This is a genomic window from Staphylococcus sp. FSL K6-0223, from assembly GCF_038008285.1.
The window spans coordinates 690,503-711,332 of record NZ_JBBOYX010000002.1 but is presented as its reverse complement, the minus strand read 5'-3'; the positions used below and the strand labels follow the sequence as shown (position 1 = coordinate 711,332).

Below are 20,830 nucleotides of genomic sequence, written 5' to 3'. Positions count from 1 at the left end.
AACTTATACTCATTATCCTTGAAGGGCGCGGGTAGCAAATGAAGTTGTATTTTCCATTTAACCTAGAAATGAAGGTTAAAATTTATAGTAATACTATTTCATACTACGTGTTGTTCTTAACATCAATAAGATGAAATAGGCAATCATTCCGAATAAATATGTGATAAATAATGCGTGGAATAATGCAATAATTAAATTTACATTTGTTATAACAGATAGCGCACCTGTAATAACTTGTAAAATAACTAAAATAAATGCAGCAGTATAACCATAGCGTACTGTGCGATTGTCAGAATAATTTTTAATAGCATGAATAAATGTGAACATAATCCACATAAATGTGATAAATGCCATACCTCTATGGGCGAATTGTACCCAATCATGCGCATTATGTGGCACAATATCATTAAATGGCACTGGCCATGCACCATAAGCAAGACTCGACTTAGTATGTCTTACTAATGCACCAGTATAAATTGTAAGGTACACAATAATTGCCATTAGCCATGTTAATGTACGCAGTGGCTTCTTAATAAATAATTCATCAGCTTCATATTTTTGGTCAACAGAAAATATGATTAGAGTCATTACGAATACTGATGAAAAACTAATTAAAGAAATACCGAAATGTAATGCAAGAACATAAGCATTCTGTTGCCATATTACGGCTGCGGCTCCTATTAGTGCTTGGACAAGTAAGAAAGCAACACTAATGATTGAAAGTGGTTTGATTTCTTTAATATATCCAATATTCTTCCATGCTGTAATGACTAACCAAAGCACGACGATAAGAGATAGACCTGATACAGCTCTGTGACTTAATTCAATAATCGTCTGAATTGGTAAATTTTGAGGAAGAAGTGCACCATTACATAATGGCCATGATGATCCACAACCATCTTCTGATCCTGTTTTAGTTACGAGGGCGCCACCCAATTGAACAAAGGTCATAATAATCGTAGCTAAAACACCTAACCATTTAAGGTTCTGCTTTCTAAACAATGATAAACACCCCATCATTAATTAAAGTACGCACTTTTTTGCCATCTTTTGTCATAAATTTTAACGTTATTTATTGCATCACATATTGTGATTATAAGACAAAAAAGACAATATAAATTGTTTTGACACTTGTTATTTTAGTACTTTAAATTAATGTACATATTTTTACTTTTAACTCATTATAACAAGAATACCATTTTTAATTGTGTCACAAAATCGACGATTTATAATGTCGCTAAAGTGTCACAATTTAATTTTATAAAACCTAGTCTTTTAATAAAATATACTATATCATTGTACTATATGAAAAATTCAAGGAGGGGAACTATGAGCAAAGAACACACTTTGTCACAGGATACGGGCCGAGTAACCTTCAAAGAATTACAACAAATCATTAAAATGGGCCTCGTTCAAGGTAACTTGATACCTGCATTTGCAGGCGCATGGCTTGCAGTTGTAATGACAAACCATTCCTTCCTATCGTCTATACCTCAAATATTATTGATGATTGTTGGCTCTACTTTAATCATGGGGGGCGCATGTGCTTTAAATAATTATTATGATCAAGATATTGATAGCATTATGCCTAGTAAACAAAGTAGACCGACTGTAAACGATAGAATCTCAGATAGAAACTTATTAATATTAAGCTTTGGTATGATGTTAATTGGTGAAGCTAGTCTTTTCCTATTGAACGTACCTTCAGGCGTTTTAGGTTTAATAGGTATTGTAGGATATGTTTCTTATTATTCAATTTGGTCTAAACGACATACAACTTGGAATACAGTTGTTGGAAGTTTTCCTGGTGCTGTACCACCATTAATTGGTTGGGTAGCTATCGATGGCAATATTAGCTTAGCAGCCATTGCACTATTTTTAGTTGTCTTTTGTTGGCAACCCGTTCACTTTTATGCACTTGCTATTAAAAGAAGTGACGAATATTCATTAGCTAATATTCCGATGTTACCATCAGTTAAAGGTTTTAAACGCACTAGAATTAGCATGTTCATTTGGTTAGTATTCTTATTACCTTTACCATTCTTATTGTCTGGCTTAGGTGTAACATTTGTAGTCATCGCTACATTACTTAATCTAGGATGGTTAGCATTAGGATTGACTACCTTCAAGAAAGATTCTGACCAAACAAAATGGGCGACAAAAATGTTCATTTATTCATTGAACTACTTAGTTGTATTTTTCGTACTTGTTGTTGTCGTTTCATTAATTAAAATGATCTAAATTTACTTAAGTAAGGATGAAACTTATGAGCGTACCCATTTTACCCACGATAAGTACTTCATGTATCGTCATTAGTGCAATCTTAGTGGCTATCGGATGGAGATTAATTTGGAAACGTCAAATTGATAAACATAAAAAAGTCATGTTATGGGCAGCAGTTTTTGCATTAACTTTCTTTATTATTTATGCTAGTAGAACAATTTTCATAGGGAATACTGCCTTTGGTGGTCCAGATTCAGTGAAAATCTACTACACCATCTTTTTAGTTTTCCATATCAACTTAGCTACTATTGGCGGTGTATTAGGATTAGTACAAATTATTTTAGCTTTTAATGATAAATTTAATATTCATAGAAAGATTGGACCGGTTGCATCGATTATTTGGTTCTTCACAGCAATTACTGGCGTGGCGGTGTACATTCTATTGTATGTACTTTACCCAGGCGGAGAAACAACCTCATTAATTAAAGCAACTCTAGGACTATAATTTATTTATTCGTTCTTTCTATTCAACTATACTGATAAAACTTCATTGTAGGTTTTATCAGTTTTTTTAATTTTAGCTACAATACTAAACTAGAAAACTATAAATTAGCGTTGAAGGTTTAATCGCTTGTCTTGATAAATAATAGACTATTTTTGTACAATAAACTTAATTCTGTAGAGGTGGGTGAGTAATGAAAAAGTTAGTTATCAAAGTAGTAGGTGTTATTTTTTTAATTACTTTTTTAATTTATTTATTTTACTCACCACGTCTTAAATTTGATGTATTAGAGAATCCAAATAAAAGTAATAAAAGTAATCATTCAGAACAATTCCAAAAGTCTAATAAGAATGTTGAAAATCCTAAACCTAAACATGGCATTGGTACTTGGATTGGTAAAGATATTAAATTTATGACTAAACACTATGGTCAAGCTGATCGTACATATCCATTTAAATATGGTTATAAAAATTACATATTCAAAAAAGATAATGAATATTATATCGTAAGTACTAAGAAAGATATTATTACTTCAGTTTATGCAACCGGAAAAGACGTCAAAGTTGATCCGTTAACTATCGGTGAGAGTGCCTCACATCTATTTGAAAATACAAGCATTAACCCGGAACCAACGATACAATCTAATGGTAAGACGTATCGATTTGAAATGTCGGATGAAGACATGAAAACTCAAACATTAATTAAATATGGTAATGTCTACGCGCAAGTTTATTCTGACCAAGAATCAAACAAAATCTTAGCAGTTCGATTCTTAGATTCAAATACATTAGCGGCACTACAACCATATAAATTAAATACCGATGAAGGTGACAGTTCAGATTCTAAAGATAAAGCAACACCGTTTGAACAGAACCCGAATCAACTCATTACACTTTATGAAGTCACTAATCAAATGAGAGAGTTAAAGGGGTTAAAACCTTTAAAAATTAATGACGATATTGCACATATAGCTTCAATTAACTTGTATGAAGCAACTGAAAAGGGTACTGATAGTGCCGAATTCACTGAGAATGCATTGACACAACAACTCGATGAAAACAATGTGTCCTACACATCAACGAGTCAGAACGTAGGGTATGATTTTGATGATGTACCAACTTTAATCCATAGTTGGATGAACTCAGATATCCACCGCTCTCGTATGTTAAATAATAAGTATGACGAAATGGGCGGAGAGGTTATGAAAGATTATTATTCATTAATTTTCTTGGAAAAGTAAAATACGAAAGGGTGAGAATATGATTACTGAAGAAACATTATCCATTTTAGATGAGATAGAAAATTTATCTGATATGATTGTTCAATCAGACGTATATCAAACTTATCAATATGCTAAAGATAATTTAGAAAATGACGACGAAGCACATTTACTTTATCAAGCATTTTTAAAGTCAAAAGATCAATATGATGATGTCATGAGATTTGGTAAATATCACCCTGACTATAAAAGAATTATGATGGAAACACGTCAACGTAAGCGTGCATACGAAATGTTATCTGTTGTCATGGAATATAAGACAAAGGAAGTCGCATTACAGAATTTAATTGATGAAGTACTGACAAAAATTGCATTCGCAGTTTCGGAAAATGTGAAAATTGAAGCGGGGGATCCATTCTTCCAAACAGGTCATAATGGGTGTGCAACTGGTGGATCTTGCAATTGTTCATTATAAATATAGATAAAAAGAAGATGCGAAGAGAGTATTTAATCTAGCAATAAAAACACTTTCGATGAATAAAAAATGTCATCGAAAGTGTTTTTTAATTATGATTTGATTTGTGATGATGCGTCTATGTGAAATGAAATGCTTTTATACAATGAGTTGAAAATCTAACTTTAGGATGCATATCATTCTATATAAAATCTCTACTGTATCGATAAGCTTAAAGCAACAGTATTTTACTTATTAAGTAAGGTTTCTTTAAATTGTTTAGCTAAGTCAGGGCGGTCTGTAACTAAGGTGTGAACGCCTTTATTATAAAGGTCTGTCATTAAATCAATGCTGTTCACACCATAGAAACCTGGAACAATATTATTTAAATTTAGCCAGTCGATAAAGCGTTTAGACGTTAACGGCACACCTTTAAACTCAGTTGGCATTTGAAATGTATCAGCTTGAGGCGTGAATGTATTTCCAAGCATACTATTAAATTTCAAGAAACCTTCAGCTACTTCAGCTTGACTAGCACCGACGGCTATTTCATCATTGCTATACTCAACAAAGCGTCGAATTTGAGTTTTATGAAAACTTGTTACGAGCACACGATCTTGCGCTTGATGTTTAACAATAGTATTGTACATCACCTCAGGAGCAAGTCGACCTTCATACGTATTAGGTGCATCTTTTAAATCAACATTGATATACATGTTTGGGTACATCTCTAATAATTCTTCAAATGAAAGTATTTTGGCATGAGGATCATTGCGATAAGGCGTAGCACCATTAATATCTGTAAAATGATAGCCTGCGTCTAGTCGTTTCAATTCTTCTAAAGTATGTTCGCTGACTTTACCTGAACCATTAGTAGTACGGTCGACAAGCGCATCATGAAAGACAATTAATTTACCATCTTGAGTTAAACGTACATCTGTTTCAAAACCGTCTAGTCCATATTCTACTGCATTGTCGAATGCTAATTGAGTTTGTTCAGGACGAACTGCCATCCCGCCTCTATGGGCAAATAAATAGGGTGCTTGTCCTGAAAAAAATGCTGGAATAGACTTAACTTGTTTAGGTGCTTTATTTTTATTAAAGTAAAACAAACTTCCTAAGATACCAGCGGTTGCTAAAGAACCTTTGACTAACCATCTTTTATTATTACTCATCTATGAGCCTCCTCTTTATTATTAGACATAGCTTAACAAATATTTTCTTATTATTAAAAGTATAGTATCTTCATCTCGTATAATCATAATAATATTCATTTTCATAAATAGTGGGCGTAAGGATAAACTTACATAGAGTGGTTAGGGTGTTTCAAGAACAATCATAGTCATTTCAATACAAACATAGACGTGATATGATTACTTATGTATGAATAATGGAGTGAGCAAGATATGAATTTAATTCCTAGAGTAAGTTTAATTATTTATTTAAAACATATTAAGCACGAACGACAAATAAGAAAATATGGACATATTGTTCATTCAAATAGACAAAGAAAATATGTGGTGATGTACGTCAATGAAGCAGATGCTGATTATGTAGTACATAAACTCATGCAGCTTAAATATGTGAGAGATATTGATGGGTCACCATATAAGTTTTTAAAGAAAACTTATGAGAAGGAAAAACATGAAGTGCTATAAACACTCATGTTTTATTGTAATGGTGGAATCCAGCGTTGTAGACGTAATACGCTGATAAGATAGTTAAAATATAAATCTATATCAGGGTAAGTTTCTGGTGGTTGAACATCAATGCCTACAATTGGAATATTATACTTTTCAGCTTCAGTATTAATAATTTCAAATTTCTTATTTCCATCTGGATATGGATAGTTTAAAGCATTAACCATGATATACATAGCTTGAAAGTGGTTGCCAGATGTCGGATTCATAATCATTGCTACTGAAGATAGTTGTTTTTCAGATTGTGGCGAATGAAAGTAAATGATGCGATTGATACGAGGGTGATTGAACTCGATAAGGGTAGTGAATTCAAATAAATCTGTTAAACCTTCACCGATTTTGATAAACGATTGTTTCATAAATTAATCAGTCTCCTTTAATACAACAAATTATATTAAATAACTTATTGAAATGGAAGTGTGAGCGATGCGCGTAATTGCAGGTAAACATAAAAGTAAAGCGTTAGAAAGTCTTGAAGGACGAAATACAAGACCTACTATGGATAAAGTAAAAGAAGGCATTTTTAACAGTTTGCATGAAGTTTCAGGTTTAGGATTAGATTTATTCGCAGGAAGCGGAGCATTGGGCATAGAAGCGTTATCACGTGGTATGGAAAAAGTTATTTTTGTAGATCAAAACTTTAAGGCTGTTAAAGTCATCAAAGCTAATCTAAATCAATTGGATTTAATGCCTCAAGCTGAAGTATATAAAAATAATGCCGATAGAGCGTTAAAAGCACTTGCTAAACGTGATATTCAATTTGATGTCATTTTCTTAGATCCTCCTTACAAAAAGGGGTTAATTGATGAAGCAATTGAGCGAATTTCGGAGTTTAATTTATTAAAAGAAAATGGTATTATCGTTTGTGAGTTTAGTAATCATGAGGATATTAAATATGAGCCGTTCCAAGTGATTAAGCGTTATCATTACGGTTTGACAGATACTTTGTTACTTGAAAAAGGAGAATAAAATGAGTAAGACGAGAGCAGTTATTCCCGGTAGTTTCGATCCTATTACATATGGACACTTAGACATTATAGAGCGAAGCGCCGATCGCTTTGATGAAATTCATGTATGTGTTTTAAAAAATAGCAGCAAAGGTGGAACATTTGATTTAGAAGAACGAATCGATTTAATAAGAGATTCTGTTCAACATTTATCAAATGTAGAAGTTCATCACTTTAATGGCTTGTTAGTCGACTTCTGTGATCAAGTAGGAGCAAGAACGATTATCAGAGGTCTACGTGCAGTCAGTGACTTTGAATATGAATTACGTTTAACCTCCATGAATAAGAAGTTAAACAATAATATTGAAACAATGTACATGATGACAAGCACGAATTATTCATTTATTAGTTCAAGCATTGTAAAAGAGGTAGCAGCCTATAAAGCAGATATTTCAGCATTTGTACCACCAAATGTTGAGAAAGCATTAAAAGATAAATTTGATGTTTAAAAAATAACCATTTCAACAATTTTTACTGAACGAAATTCAATCAGTAAGGGTATGTGTTGAAATGGTTTTTATTTGCGTATGATAGGCGTGTTAAAATCTGTTTGAGATTGTTTGCTGATAAGATTATACACTTGTGTAGCTTTAATTTCATTTTGGAAATAGTGTGCATTTTTTTTATTTATATTAGTGATAAATTGACGCTCAGGAAATTTATTTTTTAAATATTTTAAGTAATTTCTACCAGTATCATTCATTCCTAAAATTCTAACAGCGGGGATGTCTTTTTTTACATTATGAGCACGTACATTGATTAATACATTCATAAGCACACGTTGTATATGAGTATAAGTGTAACGTTTCGTTTTAAGCTTCTCCATTAGTTCTTTAAACGAGTAACTCTCTTGAACTATAGATTTCAAACGATTCTCAAAGCCTTCATTTACAGTGTATATTGACGCTAGAGCGTCAGTATCTTGCACCATAAGTTGATACTTAATGAAAGGAAATGTATCTTCGATTGAAGCATGAGGTTTATGATACAAAACGTGTACTGATTCAGGAACCACACGCTTCCACTCATTATCGTTCTTTATTAAAGACTGACGAATAGATGTTCCACTTGCAAAGGTAGGATGCTGTATTTCAGAGTTGTGATGATGTGAACCTTCACGTTTAATTGTCATTGCTTTCATAAGTGGTGCAAATCGTTTAATTGCCTTAAGATAACTTATACCTAGCATGTTGTTCGGCGATTGAATAAGTTTATGATGATTAGTGAGTTCACTCAATATACGAGGGTAACTCTTTCCTTCTTTGAGTTTACTTTTAAAATCTGGGTGGCTTTCTAAAGTTGAAATAGTAGACGCAAGTTGTTGTAATTCTTCTATATCTGCGCTTTCACTACCAAAAGAAATTTCATCAATATCTAAATAATGAGCTACTTTGATAGCCATTTCAGCAAATGTATCTCCTGAAGAGAGACTAGCTATTAACGGTAATTCCACAACTAAATCAACGCCAGTGAGGGCCATTTCAGCACGAGTAAATTTATTATAAATTGCAGGTTCTCCACGCATAACAAAGTTGCCACTCATCAACGCAATTGTTACATTTGAATTGGAGTGAAGTTGAGTTTGTTGTGAGTGATAAAAATGTCCGTTATGAAATGGATTATATTCAGTTATGAGCCCAACACTTTTCATTTGCATTTCGTCCTTTCAATATTCATCATTAGTATTGTAACAGAACAATATATGTTAAGAAAAAATCTTGACAACTTTTGTTGGGAAAGTTAAAATAAATTTTGTGCTTGTTAGAGGTGAAGCCATATGAAATGGTCAATAACACAATTGAGAAAGTATCAAGGTAAGCCGTTTGAGTTTAACCAAAAGGCTCATTTTGATCATTTGAAAGAGTCATTAGATTTAATTGATCTATCAGAAATAAATGTTGAAGGCCTATTAACAGTGAAATCTAATGAAGTGATTGCAGATATGCATGTTACTGGTACATATACTATGCCATGTGCACGTACGCTAGAGCCAGTAGATGTGCCTCTAGATGTAACTACTTCAGAAGTATTTGACTTAGAAGGCTACGATGATTATACCGATGATGACGATCAAGAAGATGAACATTATCATCTTGTCACTGATGGTATGATTAATATCAAAGACATTGCTGAAGAACTTGTAATTATTGAAAAGCCTATGCGCGCCTTTTCTGAAAATAGTGATCAAATGCTAACAGAAGGTAATGGCTGGGAAGTCATTGATGAAGATCAATTAATTGAAGTTCAAAAAGAACAAGAAGATGATTCTGAAACTAAGCAAGTTGATCCAAGGCTTCAGAAATTACAACAATTATATGATAAAGAGCAATAGCAGTTTAATTAATGGTATAATAGTATTAATTGAACTGACATTTTAATTAAGTGTCTATTCTTAAGGAGGATTAATCATGGCAGTACCAAAAAGAAGAACGTCTAAAACAAGAAAAAATAAACGCCGTACGCATTTCAAAATTTCAGTACCTGGTATGACTGAATGCCCAAGCTGTGGCGAATACAAATTATCTCACCGCGTATGTAAAAACTGTGGTTCTTACAACGGTGAAGAAGTCGTTTCTAAATAATAAATTTATATATTTATTTTTATCCAGTAATCTGTCTAAGGTTACTGGATTTTTTATTTATTATAAACATCGACCTACAGCATTGTAGGGGATTGCTGTAGGCCGACGATAAATTATTGATTAATATTTTGTAAGATAGTGCTATTAATGTTTGTCACTTTTACGGTTCTTTCTATTTATAAGTAACGTACTACCTAAGAATGCTAATAAGCTTGCCCATATTGTTGTTTGAGAAGAATCTAAACCAGTATAAGGTAAAGTTTTAGATTTGTCAGTTGATTGAGATTTGTTTGACTTACTATCTTTAGTAAATGTTACTGTTTGAGTTTGGTCAGATTTTCTATCTTTAGTAACTGTTAAAGTTTTAGTTTTTAAAGAAGTCTTTGTAAGTTTTGTTGGACGCTTAGGATTTGGTTTTTCCTTTTTAGGAATTGGAATAGGTTTGAATTCTTTATTAGGTTCATCATTAATTATTCTAATATCATAATTTCCTTTATAGCCGATTTTAGGAACTTCAATACTTACAAATGCGTTATAAACCTTTTGACCCTCTACATAAGGGAACGCAACAGTACGCGTATCATGTTCTTTATCTCTTGCTATTGTTGTTACACGTTGGCCCTCAACTTTAAATTCTTTCCAATAAGAATCATTTTTAATTGTAAGAACTACAAGTTTGTTGCCTTTTTCATCTATAGCTACTTTAAAAGGTTTTTGAACGTAATTTTCTATTGCAGATGGTTGATCTTTTAATTTTTTCAGTATAGAAAAATCAACGGCTTTTTCATCTTTCAATACTGTAGGTGTAGTAATAGCACTTTCAAAATCTGTTGTAATTGGTTTTACTGATGGTGTCGTGTTTTGAGTTTTCATAGGTTTAGCTGTTGGTGTTTCATTAGGTTTAGTAGTTGGTGTTTCTACAGGGTTAGTCGTTGCATTATTATTGTTTGGATTATTATTTGTAGGATTGTTCGTTTGGTTAGAATCAGCTTTTGGTTTCTCTATAACAGGGAAATCAAGCACTAATGTTGTTGCTACGTCATTTCCTTCTTTATCAAGTTTAGATACCACTTTAGTTACGAGTTGGATTTTATCTAGTAATTTATCAGTAGTTAAAACTGCTTCTTTAACTTTATTACCTTGATCAGTTAATATTACGTTTTCACCATTGTGGGTAATTTTAGAGAATTGATATTTAGTTCTCTTAGTGATAAGTGAATTACCATTTGCTTCTTTGACTTTAAAAGTATATTGATATTTGTCTCCAACTTTTTCTACTTTTACATCCTTTTCAAATAAATTAGCGTATGTTGAATCTTGGGCATTGTCTTTTTGATATTTCAAATCTCCTTTGATAGTTACAGGGAAAGCAGTTGGAACTTTAGCTGTTTCAACTTCATGATCTGGAACTGATGATTGGTCATTATTGTTAGCTTGAGTAGTAGTTTGTTGATTCTGTGATGATGGTGCCGGTTTAGTTGTTTTAGCTGGTTTAGATGGACGCTCTTTAGGGTCATTCCATAAGTCATTATTAAATTGACGCGCACTATCATAGTATAATTGAAGTGTTACGTCATGAGCTTGATCTCTACTCTTATTAGGATTATTAATATTTTCAGGATATTTAGTTGTTCCTGTGAGTTGAATTTTCTCTAATAAATCTTTAGAGGTTACGGTGAATTCCTTAATTTTATTCTTCTCATTAATTGTTTTAAGTTCTAATGGTTGGTCTTTATATTCTACTCTGAAAAGTTCAAAATCATAGAATTCTCCGCCGACATCAGCAATTCCAGGATGTAAGTGAACAGTATATTTATATAAATCATTTAATTTTTCAATTTTTACATTAGGATTTAAAGCACCTTCGTATAAAGATGATTCCTCATTATTAATTGCATTTCTAAAATGTCCACTTACAAAAATTGGTAATTCTTTATGTAATTTATTTTTATCATACACAACATCTTTATAAATATTTTTATACGTTGTTGCTTGATAATCTTTAGCAGTTACTTTTTTAGATGAATCACTGTTTTGTGATGCATTTGAAGTACTCGTGTCTGTAGAAGTTGATTTATTTTCCGTTGAATCACTTGAAACACGTTTCTTCGCAAATTCATTATTTTGAATTCTTACATGATATTGACCATCATAACCAATATTTTTAACTACAACTTTTACAATCGCATTGTATACATCTTTACCATCTTCATAAGGGAAAATGATTGTACGTGTATCATTCGTTTTATCACGAGAAATAGTCACCACACGTTTACCTTCAACTTTTAAATCTTTCCAATATGAGTCAGTTTTAGTTTGCATTACAACGTATTTTTTACCATCAATAGTCGCTGTTTTAAAAGGATGTTGAACAAAGCCGTCCATAACTGAAGGATTATCTTCAGTACTTTCAAGTACTACGAAATCAGCATTTTTTTCGTCAGTTAATGTTTTGGGAGTAGGTTCTACATTTTCAAACTCAGGTTTAGCGGACGTTACTTCTTGTTCTAAATCACTTTTAGCTTTAGCAAGTTTTTCCTTGTATTCTTGTTTTAAATTATCAGGTAGTTTATCTTGAATCTTTTCTAATTCATAAACTTGTCTTTCCAATGTTTTAGCTTTTCTATAAGGTTCTAATAACTTCTCAGTATCATATTCTTGTTGGGTTTGGAATTGGGATGTATCATTCTGAATTGGCTTTTTAAATACTAATCTTGCGTCATAATAATCTTTGTTGGTACCACCACCCCATACTACTGTAGCAAGAACTCTGACTTCTTTAGTTCCATCTGTAACTGGAAATCTTACATATGCATAATCTTTTTCTGAATCAAATGAAACAAGGTTAACGGGTAATTTAGTATCGCCATTATATACTTCAAATTTTTCAAATGAATCTGCGGTCTGAACTTCAAATTCAACTTTTGCGCCATCTCTTGTAAATATGACATCAGCCGGGTTTTTTGTGCTCGCTTCTATATAGAAAGTTTTTTCACTACTACCTTCTAAACTAAATTCTATAGGGCGTCTGGGCCCCTCATCATGTGGTTGATTTGCGACTGCTGGATCTTTAATTGCTTCTTTTAAATTATCAGCAGAGTGAAATTTAGTTTGTGCATTTTGGCTAGTGTTTGAAGCGGATTGAGTTGTATTACTAGCATTATTATTTGAATTATTTTGAGAAGTTGATGTGCTCTGTGTGTCAGATGAAGCTTGAGTAGTATTTTTCGGTTGAGCTTGATCACTTTGATTAGTTGAACTTGAGGTAGAAGCCCCAGTTGGGTGAGCTGTATTAGTGTTTTGTCCAGAAGAAGCTGCCGAATTAGTACTAGCTTGGGAAGTAGTATCTTCAGCAGCTTGAGCTTCATGATTGGTACCTAAGAAGATGGCGGTTCCTAACGTGATTGAAGCTACTCCTACGGTTAATTTACGTATTGAAAAGTAATTGGCATACCTCAATAAATGATTCTTGTGTTGTTTGTTCATGGTGTTAACAACTCCTGAAAATAAATTTCTAATTGATAAATCTTATCAATTAGCTTAGTGTTATTATACACTATTTATTTTTAATTTGAATACTATTTTAAAAATATTTTATTGATTTAATTTTATAATAAAAAACAAGTACATCGTATAATGATGTACTTGTAGTAAGTCATTAGATATTTTTATTGTTTTTTCTTTTAAGAAGGAATAATGAAGATAATAGGGCGATAAGACTAAATACTAGACTGTTACTATTTGATTCTTGTTTTGAACCTGTTTCTGGTAATTCTTTTGAAGTTTTAGATTTACTATTGTCTTTAACTACAGAATCTTTTCCTTTGGCTTCTTTAGAATCTTTATCATGCTTTTGGTCTTTCTTAGGTTTAGGGTCGTTGGAGTCTTTATGTATTTTATCGAGTTTTTCAGAATGTTTAGCAGCATCAGGTTGTTTACCTTTAGGGGTGTCATCTTTTTTATCTTGTTTCTTAGTTTTTACTTCTTGCTTTTTAGTAGTATCGCTTACTTGAGCTTCCGGTTTTTTAGTATCTTGTTTTTTGTCAGTAGCTGTTTGTTGATTTTTAGAAGCGTCATCTTTTTTAGCTTGATTATCAGTTTTATCATTTTTATTGTTAGTAACAGTATCACTTACAGGCGCTGAAGGTTTTTGAGCAGTATCTTGGTTATTCTCAGCAACTGGTAGTTGGTCTTCAGAAGCGTCATCTTTTTTAGCTTGATTATCAGTTTTAGCATCCTGATTGTTAGTAACAGTATCACTTACAGGCGCTGAAGGCTTTTGAGTCGTGTCTTGTTTTTTATTAGCATCAGGTTGTTGATCTGTAGAAGCGTCATCTTTTTTGTCTTGACTATCAATTTTAGTGTTTTGATTATTAGTATCAGTATGGTTTACCGGAGCTGATGGTTTTTCATTTTTAGCTTGATTATTACCAGCATCAGGTTGTTCTACATTCATAGTATCATTTTGTTTAGCTTGATTTTGAGTAGCCGTTGGTTCTGGGTCCTCAATAGTAGGGATGACACTTTCTAATTCAATATGCGTTGTATATTCATGATCATATTTTAAAGCAGGTATTACAATATGAACTTTACTAATAATATTATTCATACCTGGTGTTACTTCCATATTTACTGTTTTAGTATCTTTCTCAGTATTATCATCTACAACTGTAGTGGGTAATTCAGTTTCATTTTCATCGAAAAATCGAAAACTCTTCCACCATGAGGCGTTGTCTAAAGTGATTTGGAAATAGTACTTATCATCTTTTTTTATTACTTTACCAGGATGCTGTACATATTGATCCATGTGAGAAACGTCGTTTGTTTTATCTTTTTGAACTTGGAAATTTAAAGTTTGAGAAAGTTCATTCGACTTTGAATTACTATTGTTTGTATTAGTAGTTGGCGCATTTTGCGTAGTAGCTTGGTTATTTTGAGTATTTGAATTTTGAGTAGCAACCGTATCGGCTGGTTTGGACTGCGCTTGTTGCGGTGATTGATTCGTATTTTTGTTAGTTTGGTCAATAGTTGTAGAGTTTTGAGTACCTTGACTATTATTGCTTTCAGCGGCTTGAGCTTCATGGTGTGCACCAATAATAAGTGCTGAACCTAATGTGATTGAAGCTACTCCAAATTTAAGCTTTCTAATTGAAAAGAAATTATTTAAAATGAGTGTGATTTTCTTATGTTGATGTTTCATGTTGTGAACAACTCCTATGTAATTTTTATTGATATTATTTATCAATTAACACAAAGATATTATACACTAATATGAAATTAAGTGAATAAATTTTCGATAATTTTATTATTATATTTTGAAATGAAAAAACGAGCTAATCTTCATCAGATTAGCTCGCCATGAAATTTATAACTATTTAGATTCTTTTCTTTGTCTTCTTAATAGTAATAATGATGCAGCTAAAGATAGTGTACCGAATACAGTAGTAGCGTAGTCTGATTCATTGCTTAATCCAGTTTCCGGTAATTCAGATTTATCTTTTGAACCATTTGAAGTTTTTACCTCATCGTTAACAACAGTTTGTTTGTTATCACTATCAGTGTTGCCAGTGTCTCCACCAGTTTGACCACCTTTGTCTTCACCAGTATTTCGTCCAGTGTCTCCACCAGTTTGAGCACCAGTGTCTCCACCAGTTTGAGCACCTGTAGGCTCGTTATTTTGATCAGGAGTAACTGTACCAGGTTTAGGATTACCGTTTTCATTAGGTGTTGTTACTTCAGTATTTTGATCAGGATTAGCTGTACCAGGTTTAACACCAGCACCTAATTGTCCATTTTGTTCCGGAGTAGTAGGTTTAGCTTGTCCATCATTATTAGTATCTGGTTTTTCTTGATTATTTTGACCACTTGGTGTTGTTTGACCAGGAGTACCAGTTGAACCGTTATTAGTATCAGGAGCAGGAGTTCCTGTAGCACCAGTAGTGCCTTGTCCAGCTTGATTGTTTTGATCTGGAGTATTTGTACCAGGTTTAGGATTACCGTTTTCATTAGGTGTTGTTACTTCAGTATTTTGATCAGGATTAGCTGTACCAGGTTTAACACCAGCACCTAATTGTCCATTTTGTTCCGGAGTAGTAGGTTTAGCTTGTCCATCATTATTATTAGTATCTGGTTTTTCTTGATTTTCATTACCAGGAGTACTTGGTTTTTCTTGATTATCTTGACCACTTGGTGTTGTTTGACCAGGAGTACCAGTTGCACCGTTATTAGTATCAGGAGCAGGAGTTCCTGTAGCACCAGTAGTGCCTTGTCCAGCTTGGTTGTTTTGATCAGGAGTATTTGTACCAGGTTTTTGATCAGTGTCAGTACCTTGGTCAGGAGTAGTAGCACCAGCATTATTGTTAGTATCAGGTTTAGCGACACCATTGTCATTAGGTTTTACTTCAGTATTTTGATCAGGAGAAGGCGTTACAGTAGTGCCTGCACCATTTTCACCCGTTTGAGTACCTTGACCAGGAGTACCTGTTTGAGGTGTGTCTTGGCCTTGTTGATCATTACCAGGAGTACTTGGTTTTTCTTGATTATCTTGACCACTTGGTGTTGTTTGATCAGGTGTACCAGTCGCACCGTTATTAGTATCAGGAGCAGGAGTACCTGTAGTACCAGTAGTGCCTTGTCCAGCTTGGTTGTTTTGATCTGGAGTATCTGTTCCAGGATTTTGATCAGTGCCAGGTTTAGGTGCAGTACCTTGGTCAGGAGTAGTAACCCCAGCGTTGTTATCAGTACCTGGTTTAGTTTGGTTTTCATTACCAGCTTGGTTTTGATTAGGAGAAGGCGTTACAGTAGTGCCTGTACCATTTTCACCCGTTTGAGTACCTTGACCAGGAGTACCTGTTTGAGGTGTGTCTTGACCTTGTTGATCAGTACCAGGAGCGCTTGGTTTTTCTTGATTATCCTGACCATTTGGCGTTGTTTGACCAGGAGTACCAGTTGCACCGTTATTAGTATCAGGAGCAGGAGTTCCTGCAGTGCCTGCAGTACCTTGTCCAGCTTGGTTGTTATTTTCAGGTGCAGTAGTTCCAGGAGTACCAGTTGCACCGTTATTAGTATCAGGAGCAGGAGTTCCTGCAGTACCTGCAGTACCTTGTCCAGCTTGGTTGTTATTTTCAGGTGCAGTAGTTCCAGGAGTACCAGTCGCACCGTTATTAGTTTCAGGAGCAGGAGTACCTGTAGTGCCTGCAGTACCTTGTCCAGCTTGATTATCTTTATCAGCAGGTGGAGTCACAGTAGTTCCTGCATTTTGATTGCCAGCCTCAGGTTTAGCTTGTGTATCTGTAGTTCCTGTATTTTGAGCTGTACCTGTTTCAGTTGTACCAGGTTTAGATTGAGTACCTTGAGTATCTTGTCCTGTAGTTCCAGGTTGTGGAGTTGTGGTAGCACCATTATTAGTATTACCTGGTTGAGTATCTTGATTGTTTGGAGCAGGTGTAGCTTGATTAGGTTTAGTTTCGCCAGGAGTACCTGCAGCATTTTGAGCATTACCAGCTGAAGTACCTGTTTGTTCTCCATGATTTTCTGTATTAGGTTTCTCTTGATCAGTAGTACTAGTACTTGGTTTAGCTGAACCTGTAGTGTCTGTATTAGGTTGTGTTTCAGGTTGAGATGGAGTAGGTGTTCCAGCACCTACAGTACCAGCTTGAGCACCTTGACCAGTACCATTGTTTTCAGTAGTACCTGGTTTAGATGTAGCATCTTGACCAGTCGTTGCCTCTGGTTTTGTTGAAGCTGCTGGGGAAGTTGCATCATTTTGAGGACTAGAAGTCACAGTGGCTCCATTACCTTGATCTGCTGTTTCAGGATGAGGTTTAGCTTGAGTATCTCCAGTAGCTGTAGTTGGCGAAGTTTGACCTGTGCCAGCAGTTTGAGTTCCTTGTGGAGTACTAGTAGCTTGGTTATCTTGTCCGGTAGTATTTGGACTAGGGTTTGTTTGTGTAGCATCGGCTTGATTAGTTTGAGTTCCTGTAGCTTCTGCAGTGCCTTGACCTTGGTGGTCGGCAGTGTTTGTTTTAGCTCCATCTTGACCTGTTTGTGTAGCAGCAGGAGTACCTGTACCAGCTTGATTATTTTGGTCTTGACTTGTAGTGCTCGGTTGACCAGCTGTGTTAACGGTACCTACAGCTTCTCTTTGCCAAGTATTACCTCCCGTGCCTTCTTCAGCATGTGCCTGTCCGAAGAAAAGGAATGAACCTACAATAATAGAAGCAGTACCAACCGTGAATTTTCTAATTGAATAGTGATTTTTCTGAGTGGGTTTGTCATTTGAAAAATTGTTAGGTTTGTTCATAACTTATTCTCTCCTTTGATAAGTAGTTGTCTCAGTTGTCTTTTGAGAAGTTATAGAATTAGAGTGAAATAAAACATTATCCAATGATAATGGTCAAACAATATATTAGCATATTTTTATAACTTTAAACAACTAATTAAAAATATTATCAATTTTATATTGACGTTGATAACTATTTTCATTTATTATTTTTACAAGAATTAGGGTGAGTAATTTATCAAGTTTTATCACTCTTATGGAGGTTGTATAAATGAAAGTGACTTATAAAACGTTAAGTTTTGTTTTAGTTTTAATAATATTTTTAGTGAATTGGGGACCTAATGTAAGTTACGCAGCCGAAGGTAAGTCTATTAATTTTGAAGTTTTAAAATATAATACAAATGATACTTCGATGGCAAATGACTATTTTGAGAAGCCTGCAAAATTAATTGAAAAAGATGGGAAGAAAGTACTTCAAATCACAGTGAACCATAGTCATTGGATTACTGGAATGACTATTGATGGTAGCAAAGAAAAAATCATTAGCAAAGATGCTAGTAAAGTTATGAGAACATCTGAATTTGTGGTAAACAAAGCTTCTGGTAAAGTAAACGGAACAATTGCAGTTTACATCAATGAGCCAGTAAATGGTAAGCCATTTAAATATGATCATCATTACAATATTACTTTTAAATTTGATGGTAAAGATGGTGGAGCGACTGGATCACCAAATATTGTCCAAGATAAATCAACTGCTGAAAATCCTCAAACTAGTGGTGGAATCCCTACATATACATATTTAATTCCTATAGCTTCTCTATTTGTATTAATTACAATTTCAGTTTTGTCATTCAAATTAAAAAAAGGTAATGAATAATGAAATATTGTAGTCGCTTAATGATGAAATTATTCGTTATAGCGTTTACTTTAGGAATATCTTTAAATAATGATACTTATCAAGTAAAGGCTGATGATAAAAATCTATCATCAGCCGATTATTATATTAATAAAAGCTTTGAAAAAGATAAAAATCATGCGAAACGCCATAGTGATCATCAACAAATTAGAAATAAGATAGAACAAACGATAGAATTTTACGTTCGTAAACAGAATAATAGGGATGTTTCACATATGGATGAGTATGTAAAACATCCTGGTTATATTGTTAATGACGGTAATCAAACATATTTTATAATGACTTTATTAAACAGAGAATGGTGGGAAAGTTATAAATTCTACCAACATGATAAAGAATTAAAAGTGAAGATTGTAAATGAGGATAAAGAACAAGATACGGTAACCATTCAAATACCCCTTATTAACATAAAAGAAGAAATAAAATCTCGTATCCACATTAAAATACCATCGATACATTACGACCATACGTATACCACTTATATCGTTATGAAACATAGCGAAAAGAATGATGAAAAGGTTAACCACAAAGACGCTCAGAATAACAAGTCTAATCAGTTTGATGATAAAGAGAGCCTAAGAAAAGATTTAAAAACAGAAGAAGGACAATTTAATGAAATAAAAAATGAGAATAGTCATCTAAAAGAGTCAAAACAATCAACTCAACAAGATATGTCGTCAAATCAGATTATCAATAGAGAAGAACAAAATAAATTTTCTAATTCAAATAGCAATCTATCAATTAAACCAAGTACAGATAAACAGAGCTCATATTCATTAAATCGGACTAATTTAAATACTCCAGCTAGTTTAAATACAAATACTAATTCTAGGTATAGCCAATTGCCTCAACTTAATCCTTTTAAAAAGGAAAAAGATAAACCTAATCCAAGCTTCAATAGAGATGCTGATAAGAAGAAAGTTGCAAAAAAAGACCATAATGAGGATGTACTCCCTAATCATAGAAATACATACTATCTTCTTGGCTCTGTTATTTTATTGGCAATTTTAGCTTTAATCGCAACATATTTTGTTAAAAGAAAGAGTGAGTCGAAAAAATGAGAAAAACCCGAATAATTTTTACTATCATATTATTTATCGTTTTACTCAGTGGTTGCGAGGCGGATGATAGCAATAAAAAGAAACATAAAGCTGAATCGAAGGATATTCGTATCGTACCTACTACCGTCGCTTTAACGATGACATTAGATAAGTTAGATTTACCTATTGTAGGTAAGCCCACATCTTATAAAAATTTACCAGATCGATATAAAAATGTTCCGGAAGTCGGCCAACCGATGGAACCAAGTGTAGAGGCAGTTAAAAAAGTGAATCCTACACATGTTTTGAGTGTATCTACTATTAAAGATGAAATGAAGCCCTTTTATAAACAATTAAACATGAAAGGTTACTTCTATGATTATGATAGTTTAGATGGCATGGAGAAATCTATTACTGAACTTGGTAAACAGTTTAATAGGGCGAAGAAGGCTAAAGAACTAAATCATCACCTTAATTCCGTGAAAGCGAATATTGAAAGTAAAGTTGCAAAACAAAAGAAACATCCTAAGGTACTGATACTTATGGGGATACCTGGCAGTTATTTAGTTGCCACTGATAAATCATATATTGGAGATCTCGTAAAAATCGCTGGTGGAGAGAATGTCATACAAGACCATTCTAAACAGTATATTTCTTCTAACACGGAACATTTAATTAATGTTAATCCCGATATTATATTAAGACTTCCTCACGGGATGCCAGATGAAGTTAAGAAAATGTTCCAAAAAGAATTTAAACAAAATGATATTTGGAAGCATTTCAAAGCAGTTAAAACGAATCAAGTTTATGATTTAGAGGAAGTACCATTTGGTATCACTGCAAACGTAGACGCTGATGATGCTATGACACAGTTATATAATCTATTTTATAAAAAGTGATGGGGGA

19 protein-coding genes are annotated in these 20,830 nt (G+C 33.4%); 12 read left to right on the top strand and 7 right to left on the bottom strand.

Annotated features, from left to right (window positions below; all coding sequences use genetic code 11):
* Nucleotides 1-93 precede the first annotated feature (93 nt).
* Nucleotides 94-1,002 (bottom strand): COX15/CtaA family protein, encoded by a 909-nt coding sequence (locus MHI13_RS14330; RefSeq protein WP_002435308.1) that lies wholly within the window; start codon nucleotides 1,000-1,002, stop codon nucleotides 94-96.
* Nucleotides 1,003-1,329: 327 nt separating this feature from the next.
* Here MHI13_RS14330 and cyoE point away from each other — a divergent pair, with 327 nt between their 5' ends.
* The 4 genes from cyoE (at nucleotide 1,330) to MHI13_RS14310 (ending at nucleotide 4,419) form a co-directional block, all read left to right on the top strand.
* Nucleotides 1,330-2,241, top strand: a complete 912-nt coding sequence (gene cyoE, locus MHI13_RS14325) for a heme o synthase (protein WP_002435363.1) — start codon at nucleotides 1,330-1,332, stop codon at nucleotides 2,239-2,241.
* A gap of 25 nt (nucleotides 2,242-2,266) precedes the next feature.
* Nucleotides 2,267-2,728: a DUF420 domain-containing protein gene (locus tag MHI13_RS14320; RefSeq protein ID WP_002435338.1), complete on the top strand. Its 462-nt coding sequence runs from the start codon at nucleotides 2,267-2,269 to the stop codon at nucleotides 2,726-2,728.
* Nucleotides 2,729-2,918: 190 nt separating this feature from the next.
* A complete protein-coding gene (locus tag MHI13_RS14315; RefSeq protein WP_064210239.1) occupies nucleotides 2,919-3,965 on the top strand; it encodes a CAP-associated domain-containing protein in 1,047 nt (348 codons plus the stop codon).
* A gap of 19 nt (nucleotides 3,966-3,984) precedes the next feature.
* Nucleotides 3,985-4,419 carry a YlbF family regulator gene (locus tag MHI13_RS14310; protein WP_064210238.1) on the top strand — a complete coding sequence of 145 codons (435 nt, stop codon included), beginning with the start codon at nucleotides 3,985-3,987 and terminating at the stop codon, nucleotides 4,417-4,419.
* Between the two features lie 227 nt (nucleotides 4,420-4,646).
* Here the strand turns inward: MHI13_RS14310 and MHI13_RS14305 are convergent, their stop codons facing one another.
* Complete coding sequence (locus MHI13_RS14305; RefSeq protein ID WP_030065224.1) at nucleotides 4,647-5,573, bottom strand: glycerophosphodiester phosphodiesterase; 927 nt, start codon at nucleotides 5,571-5,573, stop codon at nucleotides 4,647-4,649.
* 231 nt (nucleotides 5,574-5,804) lie between these two features.
* Here MHI13_RS14305 and MHI13_RS14300 point away from each other — a divergent pair, with 231 nt between their 5' ends.
* Entirely contained in the window at nucleotides 5,805-6,056 is a 252-nt protein-coding gene (locus tag MHI13_RS14300; protein WP_002435298.1) for a DUF2129 domain-containing protein, read from the top strand.
* Nucleotides 6,057-6,067: 11 nt separating this feature from the next.
* On the opposite strand, the gene MHI13_RS14295 is transcribed toward MHI13_RS14300, so the two are convergent.
* The gene (locus MHI13_RS14295) at nucleotides 6,068-6,457 is read right to left on the bottom strand and encodes a DUF7147 family protein (RefSeq protein ID WP_002435389.1); all 390 of its coding nucleotides are present in this window, start codon (nucleotides 6,455-6,457) and stop codon (nucleotides 6,068-6,070) included.
* A 67-nt stretch (nucleotides 6,458-6,524) separates the two neighbouring features.
* Here MHI13_RS14295 and rsmD point away from each other — a divergent pair, with 67 nt between their 5' ends.
* A complete protein-coding gene (rsmD, locus tag MHI13_RS14290; protein ID WP_030065228.1) occupies nucleotides 6,525-7,067 on the top strand; it encodes a 16S rRNA (guanine(966)-N(2))-methyltransferase RsmD in 543 nt (180 codons plus the stop codon).
* A gap of 1 nt (nucleotide 7,068) precedes the next feature.
* Entirely contained in the window at nucleotides 7,069-7,554 is a 486-nt protein-coding gene (coaD, locus tag MHI13_RS14285; RefSeq protein ID WP_002435417.1) for a pantetheine-phosphate adenylyltransferase, read from the top strand.
* A gap of 68 nt (nucleotides 7,555-7,622) precedes the next feature.
* On the opposite strand, the gene MHI13_RS14280 is transcribed toward coaD, so the two are convergent.
* Nucleotides 7,623-8,756 carry a nucleotidyltransferase gene (locus MHI13_RS14280; RefSeq protein ID WP_064210237.1) on the bottom strand — a complete coding sequence of 378 codons (1,134 nt, stop codon included), beginning with the start codon at nucleotides 8,754-8,756 and terminating at the stop codon, nucleotides 7,623-7,625.
* 126 nt (nucleotides 8,757-8,882) lie between these two features.
* Between MHI13_RS14280 and MHI13_RS14275 the strand changes: the two genes are divergently transcribed.
* The gene (locus MHI13_RS14275; RefSeq protein WP_002435440.1) at nucleotides 8,883-9,437 is read left to right on the top strand and encodes a YceD family protein; all 555 of its coding nucleotides are present in this window, start codon (nucleotides 8,883-8,885) and stop codon (nucleotides 9,435-9,437) included.
* 76 nt (nucleotides 9,438-9,513) lie between these two features.
* Nucleotides 9,514-9,687, top strand: a complete 174-nt coding sequence (gene rpmF, locus MHI13_RS14270) for a 50S ribosomal protein L32 (RefSeq protein WP_002435373.1) — start codon at nucleotides 9,514-9,516, stop codon at nucleotides 9,685-9,687.
* A 144-nt stretch (nucleotides 9,688-9,831) separates the two neighbouring features.
* Here the strand turns inward: rpmF and MHI13_RS14265 are convergent, their stop codons facing one another.
* The 3 genes from MHI13_RS14265 to MHI13_RS14255 form a co-directional block, all read right to left on the bottom strand.
* Complete coding sequence (locus tag MHI13_RS14265; protein WP_064210236.1) at nucleotides 9,832-13,173, bottom strand: NEAT domain-containing protein; 3,342 nt, start codon at nucleotides 13,171-13,173, stop codon at nucleotides 9,832-9,834.
* A 172-nt stretch (nucleotides 13,174-13,345) separates the two neighbouring features.
* Nucleotides 13,346-14,887 (bottom strand): NEAT domain-containing protein, encoded by a 1,542-nt coding sequence (locus MHI13_RS14260; protein WP_064210235.1) that lies wholly within the window; start codon nucleotides 14,885-14,887, stop codon nucleotides 13,346-13,348.
* Between the two features lie 171 nt (nucleotides 14,888-15,058).
* Nucleotides 15,059-17,989 carry a YSIRK-type signal peptide-containing protein gene (locus tag MHI13_RS14255; RefSeq protein WP_340761367.1) on the bottom strand — a complete coding sequence of 977 codons (2,931 nt, stop codon included), beginning with the start codon at nucleotides 17,987-17,989 and terminating at the stop codon, nucleotides 15,059-15,061.
* A 250-nt stretch (nucleotides 17,990-18,239) separates the two neighbouring features.
* Here MHI13_RS14255 and isdC point away from each other — a divergent pair, with 250 nt between their 5' ends.
* Genes isdC through isdE form a run of 3 tightly spaced genes read left to right on the top strand, consistent with a single transcriptional unit; the run spans nucleotide 18,240 to nucleotide 20,823 of the window.
* The gene (isdC, locus tag MHI13_RS14250; protein WP_064210786.1) at nucleotides 18,240-18,845 is read left to right on the top strand and encodes a heme uptake protein IsdC; all 606 of its coding nucleotides are present in this window, start codon (nucleotides 18,240-18,242) and stop codon (nucleotides 18,843-18,845) included.
* On the top strand, nucleotides 18,845-19,945 hold the full coding sequence (locus MHI13_RS14245) for an NEAT domain-containing protein (protein WP_340761364.1): 1,101 nt from the start codon (nucleotides 18,845-18,847) through the stop codon (nucleotides 19,943-19,945). The genes isdC and MHI13_RS14245 overlap by 1 nt, the downstream gene beginning before the upstream one ends.
* Nucleotides 19,942-20,823 (top strand): heme ABC transporter substrate-binding protein IsdE, encoded by an 882-nt coding sequence (gene isdE / locus MHI13_RS14240; protein WP_064210787.1) that lies wholly within the window; start codon nucleotides 19,942-19,944, stop codon nucleotides 20,821-20,823. Before MHI13_RS14245 ends, isdE begins: the two co-directional genes overlap by 4 nt.
* The last annotated feature ends 7 nt before the right edge of the window (nucleotides 20,824-20,830 follow it).

Bases quoted from the DNA above. Each gene is read 5' to 3' on its own strand.
- cyoE (WP_002435363.1), top strand. From the start codon at position 1,330: ATGAGCAAAGAACACACTTTGTCACAGGATACGGGCCGAGTAACCTTC.
- MHI13_RS14320 (WP_002435338.1), top strand. From the start codon at position 2,267: ATGAGCGTACCCATTTTACCCACGATAAGTACTTCATGTATCGTCATT.
- MHI13_RS14315 (WP_064210239.1), top strand. From the start codon at position 2,919: ATGAAAAAGTTAGTTATCAAAGTAGTAGGTGTTATTTTTTTAATTACT.
- MHI13_RS14310 (WP_064210238.1), top strand. From the start codon at position 3,985: ATGATTACTGAAGAAACATTATCCATTTTAGATGAGATAGAAAATTTA.
- MHI13_RS14305 (WP_030065224.1), bottom strand. From the start codon at position 5,573: ATGAGTAATAATAAAAGATGGTTAGTCAAAGGTTCTTTAGCAACCGCT.
- MHI13_RS14300 (WP_002435298.1), top strand. From the start codon at position 5,805: ATGAATTTAATTCCTAGAGTAAGTTTAATTATTTATTTAAAACATATT.
- MHI13_RS14295 (WP_002435389.1), bottom strand. From the start codon at position 6,457: ATGAAACAATCGTTTATCAAAATCGGTGAAGGTTTAACAGATTTATTT.
- rsmD (WP_030065228.1), top strand. From the start codon at position 6,525: ATGCGCGTAATTGCAGGTAAACATAAAAGTAAAGCGTTAGAAAGTCTT.
- coaD (WP_002435417.1), top strand. From the start codon at position 7,069: ATGAGTAAGACGAGAGCAGTTATTCCCGGTAGTTTCGATCCTATTACA.
- MHI13_RS14280 (WP_064210237.1), bottom strand. From the start codon at position 8,756: ATGAAAAGTGTTGGGCTCATAACTGAATATAATCCATTTCATAACGGA.
- MHI13_RS14275 (WP_002435440.1), top strand. From the start codon at position 8,883: ATGAAATGGTCAATAACACAATTGAGAAAGTATCAAGGTAAGCCGTTT.
- rpmF (WP_002435373.1), top strand. From the start codon at position 9,514: ATGGCAGTACCAAAAAGAAGAACGTCTAAAACAAGAAAAAATAAACGC.
- MHI13_RS14265 (WP_064210236.1), bottom strand. From the start codon at position 13,173: ATGAACAAACAACACAAGAATCATTTATTGAGGTATGCCAATTACTTT.
- MHI13_RS14260 (WP_064210235.1), bottom strand. From the start codon at position 14,887: ATGAAACATCAACATAAGAAAATCACACTCATTTTAAATAATTTCTTT.
- MHI13_RS14255 (WP_340761367.1), bottom strand. From the start codon at position 17,989: ATGAACAAACCTAACAATTTTTCAAATGACAAACCCACTCAGAAAAAT.
- isdC (WP_064210786.1), top strand. From the start codon at position 18,240: ATGAAAGTGACTTATAAAACGTTAAGTTTTGTTTTAGTTTTAATAATA.
- MHI13_RS14245 (WP_340761364.1), top strand. From the start codon at position 18,845: ATGAAATATTGTAGTCGCTTAATGATGAAATTATTCGTTATAGCGTTT.
- isdE (WP_064210787.1), top strand. From the start codon at position 19,942: ATGAGAAAAACCCGAATAATTTTTACTATCATATTATTTATCGTTTTA.